Source organism: Albimonas pacifica (genome assembly GCF_900113695.1).
Classification (GTDB): Bacteria; Pseudomonadota; Alphaproteobacteria; order Rhodobacterales; family Rhodobacteraceae; genus Albimonas; species Albimonas pacifica.
In genome coordinates this window covers 487,363-508,604 of the sequence record NZ_FOQH01000003.1, presented here as the reverse complement: position 1 = coordinate 508,604, position 21,242 = coordinate 487,363, and the positions used below count along the sequence as shown (strand labels likewise).

Annotated in this window: 14 protein-coding genes and 2 tRNA genes; 6 read left to right on the top strand and 10 right to left on the bottom strand. The window is 71.7% G+C overall.

Annotated features, from left to right (window positions below; all coding sequences use genetic code 11):
- Window positions 1–96: 96 nt before the first annotated feature.
- Window positions 97–1,896, top strand: coding sequence for a tetratricopeptide repeat protein (locus tag BM064_RS07940; RefSeq protein ID WP_092859202.1), 1,800 nt, complete (start codon window positions 97–99; stop codon window positions 1,894–1,896).
- A 125-nt stretch (window positions 1,897–2,021) separates the two neighbouring features.
- On the opposite strand, the gene BM064_RS07935 is transcribed toward BM064_RS07940, so the two are convergent.
- The 4 genes from BM064_RS07935 to lon all read right to left on the bottom strand — a co-directional run bounded on the left by BM064_RS07935 (window position 2,022) and on the right by lon (window position 7,394).
- Complete coding sequence (locus tag BM064_RS07935) at window positions 2,022–3,671, bottom strand: CTP synthase (RefSeq protein ID WP_092859201.1); 1,650 nt, start codon at window positions 3,669–3,671, stop codon at window positions 2,022–2,024.
- Window positions 3,672–3,838: 167 nt separating this feature from the next.
- Window positions 3,839–3,914 (bottom strand) — tRNA-Val (locus tag BM064_RS07930).
- Window positions 3,915–4,098: 184 nt separating this feature from the next.
- The gene (locus BM064_RS07925; protein ID WP_092859200.1) at window positions 4,099–4,662 is read right to left on the bottom strand and encodes an amino acid synthesis family protein; all 564 of its coding nucleotides are present in this window, start codon (window positions 4,660–4,662) and stop codon (window positions 4,099–4,101) included.
- A gap of 314 nt (window positions 4,663–4,976) precedes the next feature.
- Window positions 4,977–7,394, bottom strand: a complete 2,418-nt coding sequence (gene lon / locus BM064_RS07920) for an endopeptidase La (protein WP_092859199.1) — start codon at window positions 7,392–7,394, stop codon at window positions 4,977–4,979.
- Between the two features lie 480 nt (window positions 7,395–7,874).
- Between lon and BM064_RS07915 the strand changes: the two genes are divergently transcribed.
- Entirely contained in the window at window positions 7,875–8,909 is a 1,035-nt protein-coding gene (locus tag BM064_RS07915) for an alpha/beta hydrolase (RefSeq protein WP_092859198.1), read from the top strand.
- Between the two features lie 121 nt (window positions 8,910–9,030).
- On the opposite strand, the gene clpX is transcribed toward BM064_RS07915, so the two are convergent.
- On the bottom strand, window positions 9,031–10,302 hold the full coding sequence (gene clpX / locus BM064_RS07910) for an ATP-dependent Clp protease ATP-binding subunit ClpX (protein ID WP_092859197.1): 1,272 nt from the start codon (window positions 10,300–10,302) through the stop codon (window positions 9,031–9,033).
- A 250-nt stretch (window positions 10,303–10,552) separates the two neighbouring features.
- A complete protein-coding gene (locus tag BM064_RS07905; protein ID WP_092859196.1) occupies window positions 10,553–11,185 on the bottom strand; it encodes an ATP-dependent Clp protease proteolytic subunit in 633 nt (210 codons plus the stop codon).
- A gap of 556 nt (window positions 11,186–11,741) precedes the next feature.
- Here BM064_RS07905 and BM064_RS07900 point away from each other — a divergent pair.
- Window positions 11,742–14,822 (top strand): nidogen-like domain-containing protein, encoded by a 3,081-nt coding sequence (locus BM064_RS07900; RefSeq protein ID WP_177236180.1) that lies wholly within the window; start codon window positions 11,742–11,744, stop codon window positions 14,820–14,822.
- Between the two features lie 277 nt (window positions 14,823–15,099).
- Here BM064_RS07900 and BM064_RS07895 read toward each other — a convergent pair whose 3' ends face one another.
- The 3 genes from BM064_RS07895 to BM064_RS07885 form a co-directional block, all read right to left on the bottom strand.
- Window positions 15,100–16,164 carry a hypothetical protein gene (locus tag BM064_RS07895; protein WP_143103280.1) on the bottom strand — a complete coding sequence of 355 codons (1,065 nt, stop codon included), beginning with the start codon at window positions 16,162–16,164 and terminating at the stop codon, window positions 15,100–15,102.
- Window positions 16,165–16,393: 229 nt separating this feature from the next.
- Window positions 16,394–17,743 (bottom strand): trigger factor, encoded by a 1,350-nt coding sequence (tig, locus tag BM064_RS07890; RefSeq protein WP_092859193.1) that lies wholly within the window; start codon window positions 17,741–17,743, stop codon window positions 16,394–16,396.
- Between the two features lie 42 nt (window positions 17,744–17,785).
- Window positions 17,786–17,870 (bottom strand) — tRNA-Leu (locus tag BM064_RS07885).
- A gap of 311 nt (window positions 17,871–18,181) precedes the next feature.
- Here BM064_RS07885 and BM064_RS07880 point away from each other — a divergent pair.
- Both BM064_RS07880 and BM064_RS07875 read left to right on the top strand, forming a co-directional pair.
- Window positions 18,182–18,340: a YqaE/Pmp3 family membrane protein gene (locus tag BM064_RS07880; RefSeq protein WP_092859192.1), complete on the top strand. Its 159-nt coding sequence runs from the start codon at window positions 18,182–18,184 to the stop codon at window positions 18,338–18,340.
- A gap of 42 nt (window positions 18,341–18,382) precedes the next feature.
- On the top strand, window positions 18,383–18,883 hold the full coding sequence (locus BM064_RS07875; RefSeq protein WP_092859191.1) for a DUF4112 domain-containing protein: 501 nt from the start codon (window positions 18,383–18,385) through the stop codon (window positions 18,881–18,883).
- Window positions 18,884–18,965: 82 nt separating this feature from the next.
- Here BM064_RS07875 and BM064_RS07870 read toward each other — a convergent pair whose 3' ends face one another.
- Window positions 18,966–20,636 carry an NAD(P)H-hydrate dehydratase gene (locus BM064_RS07870; protein ID WP_092859190.1) on the bottom strand — a complete coding sequence of 557 codons (1,671 nt, stop codon included), beginning with the start codon at window positions 20,634–20,636 and terminating at the stop codon, window positions 18,966–18,968.
- Window positions 20,637–20,850: 214 nt separating this feature from the next.
- Between BM064_RS07870 and BM064_RS07865 the strand changes: the two genes are divergently transcribed.
- Window positions 20,851–21,189 carry a P-II family nitrogen regulator gene (locus BM064_RS07865; RefSeq protein ID WP_092859189.1) on the top strand — a complete coding sequence of 113 codons (339 nt, stop codon included), beginning with the start codon at window positions 20,851–20,853 and terminating at the stop codon, window positions 21,187–21,189.
- Window positions 21,190–21,242: the final 53 nt, after the last annotated feature.

The following is a 21,242-nucleotide window of genomic DNA, read 5'->3' as shown; positions in this document are numbered from 1 at the left end:
GCGGCTTGATGCATCGCCGCCGCGGGGTGTATCCATGCGGTCAGGCCGTGCGTGGGGAGCGGCGGCCGCGACCTGAATTTGGGATTGGGTGACTTCATGAAGCGCATCGCCAGCCGTCTGCCGGCCGTCGCCATCCTCGCGGCGCTCGCCGCAGCGACGGGACCGGGAGCGCCGGCGCGCGCCGCCTCCATGGACCCGTTCCTGGAGCAGCAGCAGACCGAACAGGCGCTGAACCAGGCCGTGATGCTGTTCGCCAAGGGCGAGTACGAGGAGGCGGAGAAGATCGCGCGCAACTACCTGCGCTTCGACCCCTCCTCGCCGAAGGGGCATGAGGTGCTGGGCGCCGTTCTCGCCAAGCAGGGCCGCGTGCAGGAGGCGATGGACGCCCTCGACATGGCGGTGCGCCTCGATCCCAACCAGCCCGCCCCGCACATCAACCGCGCCGTGCTGCTGATGGGCCTCGAGCGGATCGAGGAGGCGCGCGAGGCGCTGGAGACCGCCGTCGCCCTCGACCCCGAAATGATGGCCGCGCGCGAGCGCCTGGGCCGGGTCTACGAGATCCTGGGCCGCTACGACGACGCCATCGCCCAGTACGAGGCCTATGTCTCCGCCTCGGAGGAGAGCGGCCCCCCGGGCGTGCGGCTGAACCTCGCCAACCTCTACAACGCCCGGCGCGACTACGACCGCGCGCTGGCGGTGCTGTCGCCCTGGCAGCGCGACCGCACGGTGGACAGCGCCGTGCAGCGGGTGCTGGGCGACGCGATGCTGGGCCAGGGCCGCGCCGACGCGGCCGTGCGCCAGTTCCGCTTCGCCATGGACGTCGACCCGGAGAACGCCGCCAACCAGCTCGGCCTGGGCATGGCGCTGCGCGCGGCGGGCAACTACCGCCAGGCCATGGAGCTGTTCGAGGAGCTCGCCCGGCGGCTGCCGACCTCCCCCGTGCCCCGGGTGCAGATCGCCGAGACGCAGCTCGCCATGGGCGAGGTCGACGCCGCCAAGGCCACCTTCCTCGAGGCGATGGAGATGACCGACCAGCCCGGCGGGATCGAGCAGCGCTACGCCGCCGTCCTGATCGAGCAGGGCGAGGCCGCCGCCGCCGCCGAGGTGCTGGAGGCGGGCATGGAGCGCGACGGCGCCGACCCGCGCCGGCTCGCCGGGCTCGCCGCGGCCTACGGCGCCGCCGGGGACCCCGAGCGCGAGCGCGAGATCCTCGAGCGCGCCACGCAGGAGTTCCCCCAGGACGCCGGCGGCTTCGTGCGACTGGCCATGTACGAGCGCGAGCGCGGCGACGTGGAGGGCACGCTCGCCGTCGCGAGCGAGGGGCTGGAGATCCACCCCGAGGAGCCGGTGCTTCTGCGGCTGGCCGCCATCGCCTCGCGCGATCTGGGCCATGACGACGAGGCGGTGCGCCTGGGCGAGCGGCTGCTGCGCCTGCAGCCCAACAGCGTGCCGGACCGCTTCATCTACGCGACCCTGCTGGACCGCGCCGGCATGGACGGTCCCGCCGCCCAGTTCTACCGCCAGGTGGCCGAGCGGCAGCCCGACAACTGGGCGGCGATGAACAACCTCGCCCTGGTGCTCTCGCGTCTCGGCCGCGACCAGGAGGCGCTGACCTACGCCCGGCGCGCGGCCCAGCTCCAGCCCGAGAACCCCGCCGTGACCCACACGCTGGGCTACGTGCTCTACAAGGTCGGCTCGCTGGGCGAGGCGGAGAAGCTGATGGAGAAGGCGGTCGTGGCCCTGCCCGACGTCGGCGAGATCCGCTACCACTACGGCTACATCCTCCTCGCCCGCGGGCGGAGGGAGGAGGCGCGCGAACAGCTCGAGATGGGCCTGGAGATGGACCCCGAGAACAAGGAAGCCGCCAAGGCGAAGGACATGCTCCTGCAGATGTGACGCCCTGGCGCGACGCGCCGGCGCCCCGGAATGCAGAAGGCCCCGCGGTTCGCCGCGGGGCCTTTTTCGTGTCGGGCTCTCGGGCTTCGGGGCGGGCCTTGGTGCGGGCGCGCCCTGGGGCGCCGTCAGACCAGGCGGGACTGGCGGACGGCGGCCTCGACGAAGCTGCGGAACAGGGGGTGGGGGTCGAAGGGCTTCGACTTCAGCTCGGGGTGGAACTGCACGCCGACGAACCAGGGGTGGTCGGGCAGCTCCATGATCTCCGGCAGACGGCCGTCGGGCGAGAGGCCCGAGAAGCGTACCCCGCAGGCCTCCAGCCGCTCGCGGTACTTGATGTCGACCTCGTAGCGGTGGCGATGGCGCTCGGCGATGTCCGTGCCCTCGTAGATCTCGGCGACCCGGCTGCCCGGCGTCAGCACCGCGTCGTAGGCGCCGAGCCGCATGGTGCCGCCCTTGTCGTCGCCGACCTCGCGCTTGATGGTCTCGTTGCCCTCGACCCACTCGGACATGTGGAAGATCACCGGCTCGAAGCGGGCGTTCCCGTCCTTCGCCTCGTGGTCGAACTCCTGGGAGCCGGCGTTCTCGATCCCCAGCAGGTTCCGCGCCGCCTCGATCACCGCCATCTGCATCCCGAGGCAGATGCCCAGATAGGGCACCTTGCGCTCGCGCGCGAAGCGGGCGGCGTTGATCTTGCCCTCCGTGCCCCGCTCGCCGAAGCCGCCGGGGACGAGGATGCCGTGGAAGCCCTCGAGCTTGGCCGGCGCGTCGTCGGCCTCGAACACCTCGGCGTCGATCCACTCGACGCGGACCTTCACCCGGTTGGCGATGCCGCCGTGGGTCAGCGCCTCGTTGATCGACTTGTAGGCGTCCTCGAGCTGCGTGTACTTGCCCACGATGGCGATGCGGACCTCGCCGTCGGGGTTGTGCACCGCGTCGGCCACGTCGTGCCACTTGCGCAGGTCGGGGCGCGGGGCGGGGGAGATGCGGAAGGCGTCCAGCACCGCCTGGTCCAGCCCCTCCTCGTGATAGACCAGCGGCGCCTCGTAGATCGACTTCAGGTCGAGGGCCGCGATCACCCGCTCCGGCCGCACGTTGCAGAACAGCGCGAGCTTCTCCCGCTCCTTCGGCGGAATCGGCGTCTGGGCGCGGCAGACCAGCACGTCGGGGGCGAGGCCGATCGAGCGCAGCTCCTTGACCGAGTGCTGGGTCGGCTTGGTCTTCAGCTCGCCCGCCGCCGCGATCCAGGGCAGCAGGGTGAGGTGGATGAAGATGCAGTCGCCCGCCGGCTTCTCCTGGGAGAACTGGCGGATCGCCTCGAAGAAGGGCAGGCCCTCGATGTCGCCGACGGTGCCGCCGATCTCGCACAGCATGAAGTCGACCTCATCCTCGCCGATGCGGATGAAGTCCTTGATCTCGTTGGTGACGTGGGGAATGACCTGGATGGTCTTGCCCAGGTAGTCGCCGCGCCGCTCCTTGTCGAGGACGTTCTGGTAGATGCGCCCCGAGGAGATGGAATCGGTCTTGCGCGCCGCGACTCCGGTGAAGCGCTCGTAATGGCCCAGGTCGAGGTCGGTCTCGGCCCCGTCGTCGGTGACGAAGACCTCGCCATGCTCGAACGGGGACATCGTGCCCGGGTCGACGTTGAGATAGGGGTCGAGCTTGCGCAGCCGCACCGAGTAGCCGCGGGCCTGCAGCAGCGCCCCCAGCGCGGCGGAAGCGAGGCCCTTGCCGAGCGACGAAACCACGCCGCCGGTGATGAAGATGAAGCGCGCCATGTAAGCGGGTTCCCGTGGTCGATCCTGCGACGGCCGGAGGGGCGCAGGCCTGCGCCCGTCCCTCATGCACGGGACTCACGAAATACAGCATTTCGTGGCCCGCCACAAGGCGGCCGCTAGGTGGAGTGTCCTTGATTGACCGGAGCCCCAGCGGGGGCATCGGCGGATGGTGGGCGGTGACGGGATCGAACCGCCGACATCCTCGGTGTAAACGAGGCGCTCTGCCAGCTGAGCTAACCGCCCGGTCGCGCGAGGGGATAGGCGAAGCGGCGCGGAGCGTCAATCCGCTTGGCGGCCCCCTGCCCGCCTGCGCGCGACGACGCGGCCGCGCCGGCATCGCGTGGCCCCCGCGCGCGAGGCTGGGCGCGGACCGACGGACCGGGGACCTCGCGCCCCCTCGCCGGCCGCGGGCCCGGCCTGCGCGGGGTCAGTCGGTCATCGGCCCGGTCCCGACGCGCGGGTGCGGCCGGCCGCCGTCGGCGAAGGCGACGGCGAACAGGATCTCGCCCGGCAGCGGCGCGTCGGCGACGCTGACGGTCAACGTGTCGAAATGGGCGAAGGACCAGGCCTCGTCCTTGTGGCCCAGCGGGATGTCCAGCGTGGCCCCCGCCGCCCCGATCTTGGCGTTCGAGGGGATCAGCGCCGCGCCGCCCCCCGCCGCCGCCCGCATCGCGGCGCCGAGCCGCGGGTGGATCAGCGCGCCGCCATGCTCCATGTCGCCCGCCACGCCCACCAGCGCCGCCTTGCCGTAGCTGACCGGCGGCCCGGCCAGCGCCGCCACCGCCTCCTGCGCCATCTCGGGCCCCAGGCGGCGGGCGAGTTCGAACAGCGCCGAGAGGTCCGCCTCGAACCGCCCGGCGAAGGGATTCGCCACGACGGCGAGCGAGGCGACCCGGGTGATCGGCGCGCAGGGCTCGCCATGGGCGTCGGCGACGACGGTCTCGCGCCACAGCAGGCGCTTGCGGATCGGGAGAGGCAGGGGGTCGGTCATGCGGCGGGCTCCGGGGCCGGGACGGGCCCACACCCTGCGGCCGGATCCGCCCGCGGGCAAGCGCCCTGCCCGCGGCTCCGGCGTCGCGGCAGCCGCCGGCGAGGGGGCTCGACGCCCCCGAACCGGCGCCCCCGGACCGCTCGCGCGGGACGCCCGCCGCCCGGCGCGCCGGCAGGGCCGCATCGTGACGCTCGCGCGGGACGCCGGCTGCCGGTGCAGCGGCCGGGGCGGGCCCCCGGATCCGCCCGCAAACGCGGACGCCCCGCCTCCGGGCAGGAGGCGGGGCGTCGGGTCTTCGGGCCGTCAGGCGGCGATCAGTGCGGGCGCACCTCGGCGGCGGGCTGGGAGGCGCGGGCGGCGGCCTCGGCCTCGGCCTCGGTCCACTCGGTGGGCTCCGGCTGGCGGGTCAGGGCGTGGCGCAGGACCTCGGTCACGTTGTCCACGGGGATGATCTCCAGCCCCGTCTTCACGTTGTCCGGGATCTCCGGCAGGTCCTTCACGTTCTCCTTGGGGATCAGCACCGTCTTGATGCCGCCCCGCAGGGCCGCCAGCAGCTTCTCCTTCAGGCCGCCGATCGGCATGGCGTTGCCGCGCAGGCTGACCTCGCCGGTCATGGCGATGTCCTTGCGCACCGGGATGCCGGTCAGCACCGAGACGATGGCCGTGACCATCGCGAGGCCCGCCGACGGCCCGTCCTTCGGGGTCGCCCCGTCCGGCACGTGCACGTGGATGTCCACCTTCTCGAACACCGGCGGCTTCACGCCCAGGTCCACCGACTTGGAGCGGACGTAGGACGCCGCCGCGTCGATCGACTCCTTCATCACGTCGCCCAGCTTGCCGGTGGTCTTCATCCGGCCCTTGCCCGGCAGCTTCAGCGCCTCGATCGACAAGAGGTCGCCGCCGACCTCGGTCCAGGCGAGGCCGGTGACCACGCCGACCTGGTCCTCCTCCTCGGCGAGGCCGAACTTGAAGCGCGGCACGCCCAGGTGGTCGGCGATCCTGGCCTTCGTGACATGGACCGACTTGGCGCCGTCCTTCACGATCTCGGTGATCGCCTTGCGGCAGGTCTTGGCGAGCTCCCGCTCGAGGTTGCGCACGCCCGCCTCACGGGTGTAGCGGCGCACGATCTCCAGCAGGGCCTCGTCGTCGATCTGGTATTCCGCCGGCTTCAGCCCGTGCGCCTTCATCTGCTTGGGCAGCAGGTGACGCTTGGCGATCTCCAGCTTCTCGTCCTCGGTGTAGCCCGAGATCGAGATGATCTCCATGCGGTCCAGCAGCGGACGCGGCATGTTGTAGGAGTTCGCCGTGGTCAGGAACAGCACGTTCGAGAGGTCGTACTCGACCTCCAGATAGTGGTCCATGAAGGTCGCGTTCTGCTCCGGATCCAGCACCTCGAGCATCGCCGAGGCCGGGTCGCCGCGGAAGTCCTGGCCCATCTTGTCGATCTCGTCGAGCAGGATCAGCGGGTTGACCGACTTCGCCTTCTTCATCGACTGGATGATCTTGCCGGGCATCGAGCCGATGTAGGTCCGACGGTGGCCGCGGATCTCCGCCTCGTCCCGGACGCCGCCGAGCGAGATGCGGATGAACTCGCGCCCCGTGGCCTTGGCCACCGACTTGCCCAGCGAGGTCTTGCCAACGCCCGGAGGGCCGACGAGGCACAGGATCGGACCCTTCAGCTTCTGGCTGCGCTGCTGCACGGCCAGGAACTCGACGATCCGCTCCTTGACCTTCTCGAGGCCGTAGTGGTCGTCGTCCAGGATCTTCTGGGCGTTGTGCAGGTCCTTCTTCACGCGGGTGCGCTTGCCCCACGGGATCGACAGCATCCAGTCGAGGTAGTTCCGGACCACGGTCGATTCCGCGGACATCGGCGCCATCTGGCGGAGCTTCTTCAGCTCGGCCATCGCCTTGTCCTTGGCCTCGGCCGAGAGCTTGGTCTTCTCGATCCGGTCCTCGTACTCGCCGATCTCGTCGCGGCCGTCCTCGCCCTCGCCGAGCTCGCGCTGGATCGCCTTCATCTGCTCGTTGAGGTAGTACTCGCGCTGGGTCTTCTCCATCTGGGTCTTGACCCGGCTCTTGATCTTCTTCTCGACCTTGAGCACCGAGATCTCGCCCTGGATCAGGCCGTAGATCTTCTCCAGCCGCTGCTCGACCGACAGCGTCTCCAGCAGGGCCTGCTTCTCGGAGAGCTTGACCGAGAGGTGGCCGGCGATGGTGTCCGCCAGGCGCGAGGGGTTCTCGACCTCGGCGATGGAGCCGAGCGCCTCGTCCGGCACGGACTTGTTGAGCTTGACGTATTTCTCGAACTCGTCGGACAGCGAGCGGGTCAGCGCCTCGACCGCGGCCGCGTCGCCGACCTCCTCCTCGAGGATCTCGGCGGTGGCCTCGAAATAGGGGTCGGTCGAGGAAAAGTCGGTGATGCGCGCGCGCTTCTGGCCCTCGACCAGCACCTTCACGGTGCCGTCGGGGAGCTTCAGGAGCTGCAGCACGTTGGCCACCACGCCGGCGCGGTAGATGTCGTTCTCGTCCGGATCGTCCTCGCCGGGATCGGTCTGGGAGGCGAGCAGGATCGACTTGTCGGTCCGCATCACTTCCTCGAGGGCGCGCACGGATTTGTCGCGGCCGACGAACAGCGGGACGATCATGTGGGGGAAGACCACGATGTCGCGCAGCGGCAGGACCGGAAGGGTGACCTTGCCGGTGGGGGGGGCGCTCGTGGAGGTCTCGGCCATGGTGCTTCCTTTTCGGCGGATCGCCCGGTCCCGGCCAGCGGCGACGGGGGGATCCCGGGAGGGAGTCGCCGCCCGCGATACGCGGCGCGGCGATCCCTGAAAGTGGAGCGGGGAGAGGGCGGAATCAAGGAGTCGAAGGTCGCGGGGGCGGGGTCGGTCGGGACTTCACCCTGATATCCGCGGAGCCGCCCGGCAGGGGCCACGCCGGAGCAGGCGTCCCCGGCAGCCGGGTCGCGCCGCCCGCCGCAGGCCTGACCGCCGAGCACGCCGGGGCTCTTGAGGATTGCGCATGTCTGCGGAGCGGACGTGCCGGACCTTCGGAGGTCGGCCGCAGCCATGCTCGGACCGTCGCCCTTGATCCAGGACAATCCGCACGGGGAGGCGATGCCTTAGTTCTGGTCGGGGCAACCGACGACCTCGGCGGCGAATGCACCGACAGCGGGCAGCGCCCCGCGTCGACCGCAAGGAGGCGAGACATCCATGAAATTGCACCTGATCGCGACGGCCTTCTCCGTCCTGGCAGCCAGCGGATCCGTGGGAGCGGCCCAGGACTCGCAGCCGCTCTGGGCGCAGGCGCCCACGACGATCTCTCCCGACTGGAGCGCCTTCTTCGCCGAAAAGGGCAAGAACCGCGATCAGACAGTGCCTGCGCCCGACGACGTGGACGGCTGGACGACGGTTCGGACGGCGGCGGGGGCCCAGAATGCCGCCGCCGCCGAAGTCCTTGCAGCGGGCCTGGGCATCACGTTCCGCGACACCGAGATCGGAGGCGTTCCAGTCGTCGAGATCATCCCGGCCGATCCTGTCGGCGACGACAGGATCGGCGTCTACACCCACGGCGGCGCCTACGTGCTCGGCGTCGCCAAGACCCCGCAGGCGGTGCTCTTCGCCGCGGCGACCGGATTGAAGGTGATCTCCATAGAGTACACCCTCGCCCCCCACGCCCAGTGGGACCAGGCGACCGGCGAGGTCGTCTCGGTATTCGCCGCGCTGGCTGAAGCAGGCGTCGGCGGGCGCGACATCGTCCTTGCCGGGGATTCCGCGGGCGGCGGACTTGCGGCCGGAAGCGTCCTCAGGATGCGCGACGAGGGGCTCGAGATGCCCGCCGCGCTTGTCCTCTGGTCCCCCTGGGCCGACGTCACCGAGACGGGCGACACGTACAGAACGCTCCGCGATGCAGAAGCGAACTATACGTACAGGGCTGTGCTGGGTCCCTCCGCGATCGCCTATGCCGACGAGGCGGATCAGCGGAATCCCTATGTTTCGCCCGTCTACGGGGACTTCGCCGCGGGCTTTCCCCCGACGCTGATCCAGGGCGGCGGCACCAGGGAGTTGTTCGTGAGCGACTTCATCCGCCTGTATCAGGCGCTCGACCAGTCGGGGCGGACGGTGAAGCTCGATCTGTACGAAGGCATGCCGCATGTCTTCATAGCGCAACGGCCGGCGTCTCCGGAAGCCAAGGCCGCTTTCGCCAAGACCGGCGCCTGGGTGGATCAGCACCTGCTGCGGAAGTGACCGTGTTCCCCGGCGTGCGGCGACTGGCCCGCGCTGGATCCCGGCGCCTTCCCGCCCCGCCCAAACGAAACGGGAGCGCCCGGTTGGGCGCTCCCGTCGAAATCGTCGCGGCAGAGAAGGCTCAGGACGCCGACGCCTTGGCGTCCTTGTCCTGCTTCTCCGCGTAGATCAGCAGCGGCTTGGCGCGGCCCTCGACGACCTCGTCGTTGACCACCACCTCCTCGACCCCCTCGGAGCCGGGCAGGTCGAACATGGTGTCGAGCAGCACGTTCTCCAGGATCGAGCGGAGGCCGCGGGCGCCGGTCTTGCGCTCGATCGCCTTGCGGGCGACCGAGGACAGCGCCGAGTCCGTGAAGGTCAGCTTCACGTCCTCCATCTCGAACAGACGCTGATACTGCTTGACCAGGGCGTTCTTCGGCTCGGACAGGATCTGCACCAGCGCGGGCTCGTCGAGGTCCTTGAGCGTGGCGATCACCGGCAGGCGGCCGACGAACTCCGGGATCAGGCCGAACTTCAGCAGATCCTCGGGCTCGAGCTCCATCAGCACGTCGCCGATGCGGCGGTCCTCCTCGGAGCGGACCTCCGCCCCGAAGCCCATGGCCGAGCCCTTGCCGCGCTGGGAGATGATCCGGTCGAGGCCCGCGAAGGCGCCGCCGCAGATGAACAGGATGTTGGTCGTGTCCACCTGCAGGAACTCCTGCTGGGGATGCTTGCGCCCGCCCTGCGGGGGAACCGAGGCGACGGTCCCCTCCATGATCTTCAGAAGGGCCTGCTGCACGCCCTCGCCCGAGACGTCGCGGGTGATCGAGGGGTTGTCCGACTTGCGCGAGATCTTGTCGACCTCGTCGATGTACACGATCCCGCGCTGCGCCCGCTCGACATTGTAGTCGGCGGCCTGGAGCAGCTTGAGGATGATGTTCTCGACGTCCTCGCCGACGTAGCCGGCTTCGGTCAGGGTCGTGGCGTCGGCCATCGTGAACGGCACGTCGAGGATGCGGGCGAGCGTCTGCGCGAGCAGCGTCTTGCCGCAGCCGGTCGGGCCGATCAGCAGGATGTTCGACTTCGCCAGCTCCACGTCCTGCTGTTTCTGGGCGTGGTTCAGGCGCTTGTAGTGGTTGTGCACGGCGACGGACAGCACGCGCTTGGCCACCATCTGGCCGATCACGTAGTCGTCGAGCACCTGGCAGATCTCGGTCGGCGTCGGCACGCCGTCGGACGATTTCACCAGGGAGGTCTTGGTCTCCTCCCGGATGATGTCCATGCACAGCTCCACGCATTCGTCGCAGATGAACACGGTGGGTCCCGCGATCAGCTTGCGCACCTCATGCTGGCTCTTTCCGCAGAAGGAGCAGTAGAGCGTGTTCTTCGAGTCCTGTCCGGTCGGCTTGGTCATCCAGTTCTCCCGCCCCGTGGTTCGCGCCACGGGGTCACCGTAGGTCCTCGAACCTTAAGGGATCGCTAGCTTCGCGCAGCGAATCCCGGCGTTTCTCCCATTCCTGCACGCCGCGGCGGCCGAGGCAAGGGCGAAGCCCCCGCAAATCCGACGCAGCCCGACGACGAAACCGTGATCGCGTCGTCGCGCGCGGCCGTGCAGGCGCGCGCCGCGCGCCGGACTCCGTTCCGCGGAGCCCGGCGCGCCCCGATCAGGCCGAGGGGGCCTCGGGATCGGCGCGGCTGGTGACGATCTCGTCGATCAGCCCCCAGTCCTTCGCGGTCTCGGGGCTCATGAAGTTGTCGCGCTCCAGCGCCGCCTCGACCGTGGCGTAGTCCTGGCCGGTGTGGTGCACGTAGATCTCGTTCAGGCGCCGCTTCAGCGCCTCGGTCTCGCGCGCGTGGATCAGGATGTCGGTCGCCTGGCCCTGGTAGCCGCCGGAGGGCTGGTGGACCATGATCCGGGAGTTGGGCAGCGAGAAGCGCATGTCCTTCGCCCCCGCGGTCAGCAGCAGCGAGCCCATCGAGGCCGCCTGCCCCACGCACAGCGTCGAGACCTTCGGCCGGATGTACTGCATCGTGTCGTAGATCGAGAGCCCCGACGTCACCACCCCGCCCGGGGAGTTGATGTACATCGAGATCTCCTTCTTGGGATTCTCGGCCTCGAGGAACAGCAGCTGCGCCACGATCAGGGTCGACATGCCGTCATGGACAGGCCCCGAGACGAAGATGATCCGCTCCTTCAGCAGGCGCGAGAAGATGTCGTAGGCGCGCTCGCCCCGGGCGGTCTGCTCGACCACCATCGGGACCAGGGTGTTCATGTAATGCTCGACGGGGTCCTTCATGGATCGGCCTTTCGGATGCGGGCGCGCGGCCCTGAACGGGCGCGGGAGGGGTCATGGCGGGCGCCGTCGCGCGGACCCGGACGGGCGCGGAGAGGGCGATCAGAGAAACTCGCCCTTCTGTCCTATGCCTTCGCCGGGGGGCCTTCAAGGGCGCGCCCCCAAGCGGACCGACGCGGCCGGTCCCGGCGGCCACGCCGCGGCCCCCGGCCGGCCAAGAGATCCGGCGCGAAGCTTAACAAATCGTGAGCCGGCCGGGCCTCGGCCCGGAGATGCTTGCGGCTGCATTCATGTTGCTTAATCAGCCGTTTCCGATATCGGGACGCGGCGTTAGCAATTCGTTCGTCGTCTTGGGAGACAAGACGACTCGGACCCGGCCGAGGCGACCCCGCCCGCCGCCGGGCCCCTGCGCGACCGGCCGGGACGGGGGGGTGCAGGTTCAGCTTCGCGCGTCCCGCGCGGCCCGCATGGCCGCGCGACGCAGGTCGGCGGCCCGGGGGGCCGGACGGCATGCCGGATGAGACGGCGCGCCGGCATCGCATGTGGGAGGAGACGAGCCATGGCGGGTTCGAGCCTGATCGACGACCCGGCGCACCCGGGCGGGGTCCTGATCGACGGACTGGGCGGCGAGGCGGGCTTCGGCGAGGGGTCGGTCGCGCGCAGCGACGACGGCCATTCGGCGTTCGTCGACCTCACGGCCGTGTTCGAGACCGGGCTGCGCTTCTTCGGGACCGAGTACACGGGCCTCTACGTCAATACCAACGGCAACGTCACCTTCGCCCAGCCGCTGGCGAGCTTCACCCCCTTCGCGATCACCGCCGGCTCCACCGCCGGCCTGTTCGCCTTCTTCGCCGACGTCGACACCCGCTCCGGGCCCACGGCCGTCAGCCCCGGGGGGAATTCCACCGGCTCGAACCTGGTGTGGTACGACGTCGACCCCGTCCTCGACCGCGTGACGATCACCTGGGACGACGTGGGCCACTACGCCTACGGGAGCGAGCGGACCTCCGCCTTCCAGATCGTGCTCGAGGACGCCTCGGGCCAGGACGGGCGGTCGGCCGGCGACTTCAACATCATGTTCCGCTACGAGAACGTGAACTGGACCGCCGGCGACGCCTCGGGCGGCGAGGGGGGCCTGGGGGGCGCCGCCGCGCGCGCCGGCTGGACCGCGGGCGTCGACGGCGCCTATTTCGAGCTGCCCCCGTCCGGCGACCAGGCCGGCATGCTCGCGCTCGAGAGCACGCCCGGCAACACCGGCGTCCCCGGCGTCTGGTGGTGGGAGGTGACCGACGGGGAGATCCCGGTCTCGGTCTCCGTCTCCGCCCCCGCCTCGATCGTCGAGGGCGACGCGGGCGTGCAGACGCTGGAGTTCGTCGTCGCCCGCTTCGGCGACCCGTCCGAGGCGCTGGAGGTCGACTGGCTGCTGCGCGGCGACACCGGCTCCGGACGGGCGCTGGAGTCGGCCGATGTGGACGGCGCCCTGCCCCGCAGCGGCACGGTTTCGTTCGCGCCGGGCGTCGCCTCGGTCACCGTCTCGATCGACGTGCTGGGCGACACGAGCTTCGAGCGCGACGAAGTGCTCGAGATGCGGCTGACCGCGGCGCGCAACCTGACCAACGACGACCCGGTCGCGATCGGACGCGCCCGCGCCTCGGTCGAGGTCCTGAACGACGACGGGCTGCCCCCGCCGCCGCCGCCGCTGATCGCGCGGTTCTGGGGCGACCCGCACCTGACCACGCTCGACGGGCTGGGCTACGACTTCCAGGCGGTGGGCGAGTTCGTGCTGATCCGCGGGACCGCCGACCCCCTGCAGGTCCACGTGCGGACCGAGGCGCTGACCGACGCCGTCTCGGTCATCACCCAGCTCGGCACGCAGGTCGGGAACCGGCGCGTCACCCTCGACCTGACCCGCGACGATCCCCTGTGGATCGACGGCGCGGCCTCGGGCCTGCGGGAGGGCGACGGGTCGCTGAAGGTCGGCTCTGGCCGGGTCTATCTCAACGACGGCGTCTACACGATCGTCTACGCCTCGGGCGAGCAGCTGAAGGTCTCGCTGTTCGAGACCAATCTCAACGTGCAGGTGTTCCTCAACGGGGACCGGGCTGCGGGCTCGGTCGAGGGGCTGCTGGGCGACCTCGACGGCGACGCCTCCAACGACCTGCAGGTGGACGGGGTCGCGCTGCTGCTGCCGGTGGACTTCGACCTGCTCTACGGCGACTTCGCCGACGAATGGCGGGTGACCAACCGCACGTCCCTGCTCGACTACGGCGCGGGCGAGGGCACGCGCGACTACACCGACCGCGCCTTCCCGCGCGTGGCGGTCACGCTCGACGACCTGCCCGAGGATCTGGTGGCCTGGGCGACCGAGCAGGCGCAGGCGGCGGGCATCACCGATCCCGCGGCGCTGGCGGCGGCGGCGCTCGACTTCGCGCTGACCGGCGACCTGAACTTCGTCTCCGCCTCGGCCGGGCTGTCGGGGGCGACCACCTCGGCCGTCACCGCGCCCACCGATGCGCCGAGCCTGGGGACCACCCTGCTGCTGACCCGCACCGGCAACGACCCGGCGGAGGGGGACGAGGGCTCGATCCTCGTCGACTTCACCGTCGCCCGGGGCGGCGACGCGACCGGATCGCTGACGGTGAACTACGCCGTCTCGGGCACGGCGGACCGGCTGTCGGGGAACGGCTCGGTGACCTTCGCCGACGGCGAGACGGCCAAGACCATCCAGGTCGAGGTCGAATCCGACGCGGTCGCCGAGCTCGACGAGACGCTGACGGTGCGCATCTCGACCGAGGCGCCGGGGGTCTCGGTCCTCGCCGCGCAGCGCAGCGTCACGATCCTCAACGACGACGGCGACGTCGGTTCGATCTTCGCGCTGGCCGCGAACCGGGCCGCGGTCGCCGAGGGCGACCGGGGCGTGCGCGACGTGACCTTCACGGCGACCCGCACCGGCGACACGGCCGAGGCCGGCTCGGTCCGCTACGAGATCCTGACCGGGAACGGCCGGGTGGCGAAGTCGGACGTCGACGGGCGCAAGCTGACCGGGCGCATCGACTTCGAGGCGGACGAGGCCGAGCGGACCCTGACGCTGGGCGTGACCGGCGACCGGCTGGCGGAGGCGAACGAGAAGCTGATCGTGCGCCTGACCTCGGCGACCGGCGGCGTGCTGAGCGAGGAGATCCGCGCCCAGACCCTGGTGCGCGACGACGACGGCCGCGGCTCGAAGAAGGACGACCGCCTGGCCGGCGACGGGACGGACAACAAGCTCGTCGGGCTCGGCGGGGCCGACCGGCTGCTCGGCGGCGGCGGCGACGACCGGCTGATCGGCGGCTCGGGCGGGGACCTGCTGAAGGGCGGCGGCGGGCACGACCGGCTCGACGGCGGCCGCGGGAACGACGTGCTGATCGCCGGCGGCGGGCGCGACCGGATCGAGTTCGGCCGCGGCGACGGCCGCGACACGGTGAAGGACTACGACGACCGCCAGGACCGTTTCGTCATCGACGTCAAGGGCATGGGCTTCCGCGACCTGGACATCGAGCAGCACCGCAAGCACGCGGTGGTCGACTACGGCAGGGGCCAGTTCACGATCCTGAAGTTCGACGCCGACGACCTCGACCGCGGCGACTTCCTGTTCGGCTGAACCGGGGACCCGCCCAGCCGCCCGCTCCGCCCGCACGCGGACGCGGCCCTGCCGCCGTCGCGCGGGGTCGCCGGCCGCGCGCCCGCCTGGTCGCCGTCCGCCCTGCCCGCGGTCGCCGGCCGCCCGCCCGCGTGGCCGCCGTCCGCTCTGCGGGAGGCCGGCGGGGACCCCGCCGGCCTCCCGCAGGGCCGCGAGTCGCCCACCGGCGGGCGGCAGCGGCGCGGCGCGATCCCGCGGAGGCCGCCGCCCCCGGCGGCTTCCGGCCGAGGCGGCGGGCTCAGAACTCGAGGCCGCCCCCGACGCTCCAGCCGAACAGGTCGTCGCCGGTGATCGCCGAGATCCGCAGGCTGACGCCCTCGACGCCGAGGCCGCGGGCGACCTCGCGGTCGACCAGCTCGGCGCCCAGGCCGAACTCGGCGATCCAGCCGACGCCCAGCGCCTCGGCCCCGTCGCCGGTGATCCAGGCGCCGGCGGCGAACAGGATCCAGCGCAGCTCGCGCCCGAACACCGAATGGGTGGTGGGCCCGTCGAGCTCGCCATGCGCCGTGACCACGCCAAAGCGGGTGTCGCCCTCCAGCACCCGGCTGGAGGCGGAATAGGTCGTGCCGAACACCCAGTTCAGCCGCCCCCGCCCGGTGAAATTCACGTCCCCCGGCAGCGGCGTCTCGTAGTCGAGCCGCAGGGCGCCGCCGTAGAGGATCTCCTGCACGTCCCAGTTGAACAGCAGGTCGTCGGTGGCCCGGTCGAGCCGCCGCGCCCCCGGGCCCGCGAAGGTCGTGTCGTCCTGCACCATCCCCCAGCCCGCCGTGACGATGGGCGTCAGCGAGAGCGAGGGCGTCAGGTCGTAGGCCACGCCCAGCCCGCCGACGACCGTGTAGGCGTCGATCCGGTTGCGCGGCGCGGCCGCGAAGGCGGAGCCGGGCAAGAAGGTGGGGTAGTCGGTCTCGGCCGTGAACCAGCTGACCGTCGCCTCGGCGTAGAGGTCGCCGCCCAGGACGCCGAGGTCCTCGAACCGGCGGGAGGGCGCGCCGACCAGCCGGCTGAGCTCGGTCCGCGACGCGGCCCCGTCGTCGATCGTGAAGTTCGAGGCGCTGACCCCGGGCAGCGCCGCGAAGCCGGTCAGCCCCAGCACCGACTTGCCGAAATCGCTGGAACGGGCGGCGGCCCGGATCTCCTTGCGCACCTCGGCGACGGTCTGCGCCTCGGCCGCCGGCGCGCCCAGCGCGACGAGGGCGAGCGGCGCGGCCCATGCCCGGCCGCGCGGCCGCCCCGCTCCTGCGTCGCGCCCCCTCCCGCACGGGACTGAAGACCGGCGGCGGCGGGCGGCGAGGCGAGGCGTCATGCGGGGTCCTTTCGGCAAGCTGGGCCCCGGGCGGCGGCCGGCGCGCGGCGGGGCGGGCCCCGCCGTCTCACCTTACGGAAATTTCCCTGGAAACCAGCCCGAAATGTCCCCGTTTGGCCATGCGCCCGCCCCCCACGGCGCCGGACGCCCGCCCGCAAACGCGAACGGCCCGCCGCGAGGGCGGGCCGCAAGGGCGGTCGGGCCCCGCGAGGGGGCCGGATGGGCCGGATCAGGCCGAGGCGGTCTCGTCCTCGGCGTCCATCGCCTCGAGACGGGCCTGCAGCTCGTCCTTGGAGACGGTCACCTCGGTGACCTGCGCCAGCTCGAGGATGTAGTCGACGACCTTGTCCTCGAACAGCGGGGCCCGGATCTGCTGCATGGCGCCCTCGTTCTGGCGAACATACTCGAAGAACGCCTGCGGGGGCACGTTCATCTGCTGCGCCTGGCGCACGATCCGCTGCATGATCTCCTGCTCGGAGACCTGGATCTCGTGCTTGGAGCCGGTCTCGGCCAGCAGCAGGCCCAGTCGGACGCGACGGGCGGCGAGGGCCTTGTGCTCCTCGGTCGGCTCGATGGCGTCGTGGTTGTGGCCCTGCACCTCGGGGTGCTCCTCGTGCCACAGCTGGTGCGCGATCTGCTGCGCCTCGACGTCGAGCAGCGAGGCGGGCAGGTCGAACTTCACCGTCTCGTCCAGCGCGTCGAGCAGCTTGCGCTTGACCAGCGCGCGCGAGGCGACGTTGTACTCGTTGGCGAGCTGCTCGCGGACCTGGGTCTTCAGGCCCTCGAGGTCGTCGGAGCCGAACTGCTTGGCGAGCTCGTCGTCGACCTTCGCGGCCACCGGGGCGGCGACGGTCTTGGCGGTGCAGGTGAAGACCGCTTCCTTGCCCGCCAGATGCTCGGCCTGGTAGTCCTCGGGGAAGGTGACGGTCACGTCCTTCGTCTCGCCGGCCTTGATGCCCACGAGCTGCGGCTCGAAGCCGGGGATGAACTGGCCCGAGCCGATCACCAGCTGGAAGTCCTCGGCCGAGCCGCCCTCGAAGGGCTCGCCGTCGACCTTGCCCAGGAAGTCGAAGGTCAGCTGGTCGCCGTCCTCGAGGGCCGCGCCCTCCTCGCGGGGCTCGAAGGTCTGCGCGCCCTCGGCGAGCTTGGCCAGCGCCTCGTCCACCGCGGCGTCCTCGACCTCGGCCACCGGCTTCTCGAGCTGGATCTTCGAGAAGTCGGGCTCCTCGATGTCGGGCAGCTTGTCGTAGGCCAGCTCGAGGTGCAGGTCGTGGCCCTCGTCGAAGTCCTGGTTGGTGACCTTCACGTCGGGCTGCAGGGCGGGACGGTCGCCGGTCTGCTCGAAGTGCTGGCGGATGGCGCCGTCGACCGACTCCTGCACGATCTCGCCCAGCAGCGACTTGCCGAACATCTTCTTGAGGAGCGGCAGCGGGGCCTTGCCCTTGCGGAAGCCCTTCATCTGGACCTCCTCGCGGGCGGCCATGAGCTTCTCGTTCATCTTCTCCGCGAGCGCGGACGCGGGCAGCGTCATCGCGTAGGCGCGGCTCAGACCTTCGGACTTGGTTTCGACGACCTGCATTTTACGTCCTGTTCCAGCTTCTTCTCGGCCGCCGGCGTCGCCTGGTGCGGGCGGAGGGACTTGAACCCCCACGCCTTGCGGCACGAGAACCTAAATCTCGCGTGTCTACCGGTTCCACCACGCCCGCAGCGGCCGCCGCCGGCCGGAGCCGGCGCGGATTCGGGGGCTGACCTATCAGGCTTCCGCGCGGGGCGCGAGTCCTGATCGGCGATTCCGCGCGCCGGGCTGCGCCGGGCCGCAGCGGGGGCGGCGCGACGGGCGGACGCCGCGTCGCGCGGGGTCCGGGAAGGCGGCGCGCCGCGGCGCGGGCGCCTTTCCGCCGCATCCGCGGTTTTCGCGCCGCAATGCTCGTCCAGGGCGGGGGGGCGTCCTACCTCCATGCAGTGGAACGCGCGTCCGTAGCCGGGCGCATCGCCACGCACGACGGAGACCGAACCGATGGACCTGATCCGCATCATCCTGTCGATCCTGCTGCCGCCGCTGGGGGTGTTCCTCCAGGTGGGCATCGGCCTGCAGTTCTGGGTCAACATCCTGCTGACCCTGCTGGGCTACATCCCCGGCGTCGTGCATGCCGTGTGGATCATCGCGCGCCGCTGACGGCGCGCCCCCCCTCCCCTTCCCTACAGGACCCCCAGCGCCATGCGCCATGAGACCCCCATCGACGGCGAGATCCTGGAGCCCGCGGAGCGTCCCTCCGCCCGCGGCCCCGGCCGCTCGGGCGCCGACGCCGCCGCCCGCGGCTCCGCGGCCGGACCCGCCGGCGGCTTCGCCGGCTCCAGCCTGACCCAGGACGAGGTGGAGCTGCTGCGCCGGGCGGATCTCGCCTCCAAGTGGATGGACACCCGCTTCCGCCTGCCGCTGACCGAGTGGCGCTTCGGGCTCGACGGCCTGCTGGGCCTCGTGCCCGGCATCGGCGACGGCGCGGGGCTGGTGGTCTCGGGCTACGTGGCCTGGACCGCGTGGCACGCCGGGCTGCCCGCCACGCTGGTGGCGAAGATGGTCGGCAACATCGCGCTCGACGCGGTGGTGGGCGCGGTTCCGGTGCTCGGCGACCTGCTCGACTTCGGTTTCAAGGCGAACCGGCGCAACGCGGAGCTGATCCGCGCGCATCTCGAGCGGCGCACGGCAGGCCTCGCCTGACCGCGCCGCCGGCGCCGCTCTCGACCCGCGGCGCCGGGCGCGACGCGGCAGCCGGGCGCCGGGTCGAGGGCGCCGCCCCCGTTCAGGAGGAGGCGGCCAGCAGGCCCCGCATCACCCCCGGAAGCTGATCGGGCAGGTCCTCGGCGATCAGGCCGGGGCCGAACGCGCGGGCGGCCTCGACATGCAGCCAGGCCGCGAAGGCCGCGAGCCGCGCCCGCGGCGCCCCGCGCTGGGAGGCGAGCCCGGCGATGATCCCCGCCAGCACGTCCCCCGCCCCCGCCGTGGCCAGCCAGGGCGAGGCGCGTTCGCGCACCGCCGCGTGCACCCAGGCCTCCCCGTCCGGGTCCGCGATCACCGTGTCGGGGCCCTTCAGAAGCACGGTGCAGCCAGCGCGGGCGGCGGCCTCGCGCGCCGCTTCAAGGCGGCCGAAGGGCGTCCAGCGATCGTCCGACGGAACCGGGGACGAGAGGCGGGCGGCCAGGTCCGGAAACAGGCGTGCGAACTCGCCCGCATGCGGCGTCAGGATCGCGGCCCGGCCCCGGGTCAGGGCGAACAGCGCCTCCGGGTCCTGCGCGAAGACGGTCAGGGCGTCGGCGTCCAGCACCGCCGAGCGGACAGGTCCTGCCGAACTGGGCGCATCCGCCGGGGAGGCGGCGGCCAGCGCCGCCTCGACAAGGGCGCGGGTGCGGGGGGAGCGGCGCTCGTCCGCGCCCAGGCCCATGCCCAGAGCGACGCAGCGGATGCGCCGGTCCTCCAGCATCGCCGCGAAGGCGTCCGCATCGGCGACGGCGCGCAGCATCACCGCGTCGAGCCGGGCGGCGTTCTCGATCAGCGCCGAGGGCGGCGGGCAGACCGTGACCAGCCCCGCGCCCGTGCGCAGCGCCGCCCGTGCGGCCAGCCGCGCGGCGCCGCCCTTCCCGACGCCGCCCGCGGGGACGAGGACGTGGCCGTGCGCGAACTTGTGACCCTGCCAGAGGGGGCGCAGGGCCCTCATCTGCGCCCGCGCCTCCGGCGCGTCGAGCAGGAAGGACCGCGGGCCGGGCGCGTCGTCCGGCAGGCGCGCGGGAAGGCCGATGTCGAGCACCTGGACCTCGCCCAGCGCGCCGCCATGGCCGCCCGCGCGGCGGTCGATCAGCACGTGCCCGGGCTTCAGCGCCTGGATCGCCAGCGTGAGCTGGGCGGAGAAGGCGCAGCCCAGCGACGCCCCGGTCTCCGAGCACAGGCCGCTGGGAACGTCGATGGCCACGTGGCGCCGACGCGAGGGGTCGTCGGAGCCCAGGGCGGACCACACGCTCGGCTCGAAACTGTCGAAGGCGCGCAGGCTGGGCATCCGGCGCGTGGTTCCCATGCCCAGGAGGGCGTCGACAACCAGCGCGTCGTCGAAGGAACCGATCCGCTCCTCGATTTCGTCGTCGTCCCAGGGCCGGGTCTCTCCGCCCGCGGCGGCCCAGCGGCGGGCGGCCTCGGCGGCCTCCTCGGGCTGGGGCTTGTCGGGGGCGTAGCGATAGACGGTCGGGCGGAATCCCATGCCCCTCATCAGCCGCGCGATCACGTAGCCGTCGCCGCCGTTGTTGCCCGGCCCGCAGAGCACCAGCGCCGGAGCATGGCGCGGAACCCGCAGGTCGGGACGCCAGTCGAGGATCGCCTTCAGCGCCGCGGCGCCCGCCCGCTCCATCAACTCGACGCCGGAGACGCCCGAGGCCATGCCCGCGGCTTCGAGGGCGCGCATCTGCGCTGCGGAAACAAGCTCCATCGAAACCTCTTCGTTCTTGCCTATGCCTTGGGCAATCTGCCCTGATAACAGGCGCCGCCGCTCGATTCCCGGGTCCGTCCGGTCCCGGCGCAGCGGCGCCCATTGCATCCGCCGGGTCGATGCGCTTGGCATGCGGCCTGCATGAACATCACGCGCGACGTGCGGGGCGACCGGCCCCTCCGCCGCAGCGGACAACGAGGGAGCCCGGAGGTCCATGAAGAAGATCGAGGCCATCATCAAGCCGTTCAAGCTCGACGAGGTGAAGGAGGCGCTCCAGGAGATCGGCGTGCAGGGCCTTTCCGTCATCGAGGCGAAGGGCTTCGGCCGCCAGAAGGGCCACACGGAACTCTATCGCGGCGCCGAATACGTCGTGGACTTCCTGCCCAAGATGAAGCTCGAGGTCGTGGTCGACGAGGACATGGTCGAGCGCGCCGTGGAGGCGATCGTCGCCGCCGCGCGCACCGGCAAGATCGGCGACGGCAAGATCTTCGTCTCCAACGTCGAGCAGGCCATCCGCATCCGCACCGGGGAAGAGGGCGCCGACGCGCTCTGAGCGCCCCGACCGAGCCATCCGCGTCGGCCCGCCGCAGCGGCCGACGCCATACG

Excerpts from the sequence above, each read along its gene's own strand:
- clpX (WP_092859197.1), bottom strand. The coding sequence starts at position 10,302 with ATGACCAAGCCGACCGGACAGGACTCGAAGAACACGCTCTACTGCTCC.
- BM064_RS07915 (WP_092859198.1), top strand. The coding sequence starts at position 7,875 with ATGAAATTGCACCTGATCGCGACGGCCTTCTCCGTCCTGGCAGCCAGC.
- BM064_RS07905 (WP_092859196.1), bottom strand. The coding sequence starts at position 11,185 with ATGAAGGACCCCGTCGAGCATTACATGAACACCCTGGTCCCGATGGTG.
- tig (WP_092859193.1), bottom strand. The coding sequence starts at position 17,743 with ATGCAGGTCGTCGAAACCAAGTCCGAAGGTCTGAGCCGCGCCTACGCG.
- lon (WP_092859199.1), bottom strand. The coding sequence starts at position 7,394 with ATGGCCGAGACCTCCACGAGCGCCCCCCCCACCGGCAAGGTCACCCTT.
- BM064_RS07900 (WP_177236180.1), top strand. The coding sequence starts at position 11,742 with ATGGCGGGTTCGAGCCTGATCGACGACCCGGCGCACCCGGGCGGGGTC.
- BM064_RS07895 (WP_143103280.1), bottom strand. The coding sequence starts at position 16,164 with ATGACGCCTCGCCTCGCCGCCCGCCGCCGCCGGTCTTCAGTCCCGTGC.
- BM064_RS07875 (WP_092859191.1), top strand. The coding sequence starts at position 18,383 with ATGCGCCATGAGACCCCCATCGACGGCGAGATCCTGGAGCCCGCGGAG.
- BM064_RS07870 (WP_092859190.1), bottom strand. The coding sequence starts at position 20,636 with ATGGAGCTTGTTTCCGCAGCGCAGATGCGCGCCCTCGAAGCCGCGGGC.
- BM064_RS07880 (WP_092859192.1), top strand. The coding sequence starts at position 18,182 with ATGGACCTGATCCGCATCATCCTGTCGATCCTGCTGCCGCCGCTGGGG.
- BM064_RS07940 (WP_092859202.1), top strand. The coding sequence starts at position 97 with ATGAAGCGCATCGCCAGCCGTCTGCCGGCCGTCGCCATCCTCGCGGCG.
- BM064_RS07935 (WP_092859201.1), bottom strand. The coding sequence starts at position 3,671 with ATGGCGCGCTTCATCTTCATCACCGGCGGCGTGGTTTCGTCGCTCGGC.
- BM064_RS07865 (WP_092859189.1), top strand. The coding sequence starts at position 20,851 with ATGAAGAAGATCGAGGCCATCATCAAGCCGTTCAAGCTCGACGAGGTG.
- BM064_RS07925 (WP_092859200.1), bottom strand. The coding sequence starts at position 4,662 with ATGACCGACCCCCTGCCTCTCCCGATCCGCAAGCGCCTGCTGTGGCGC.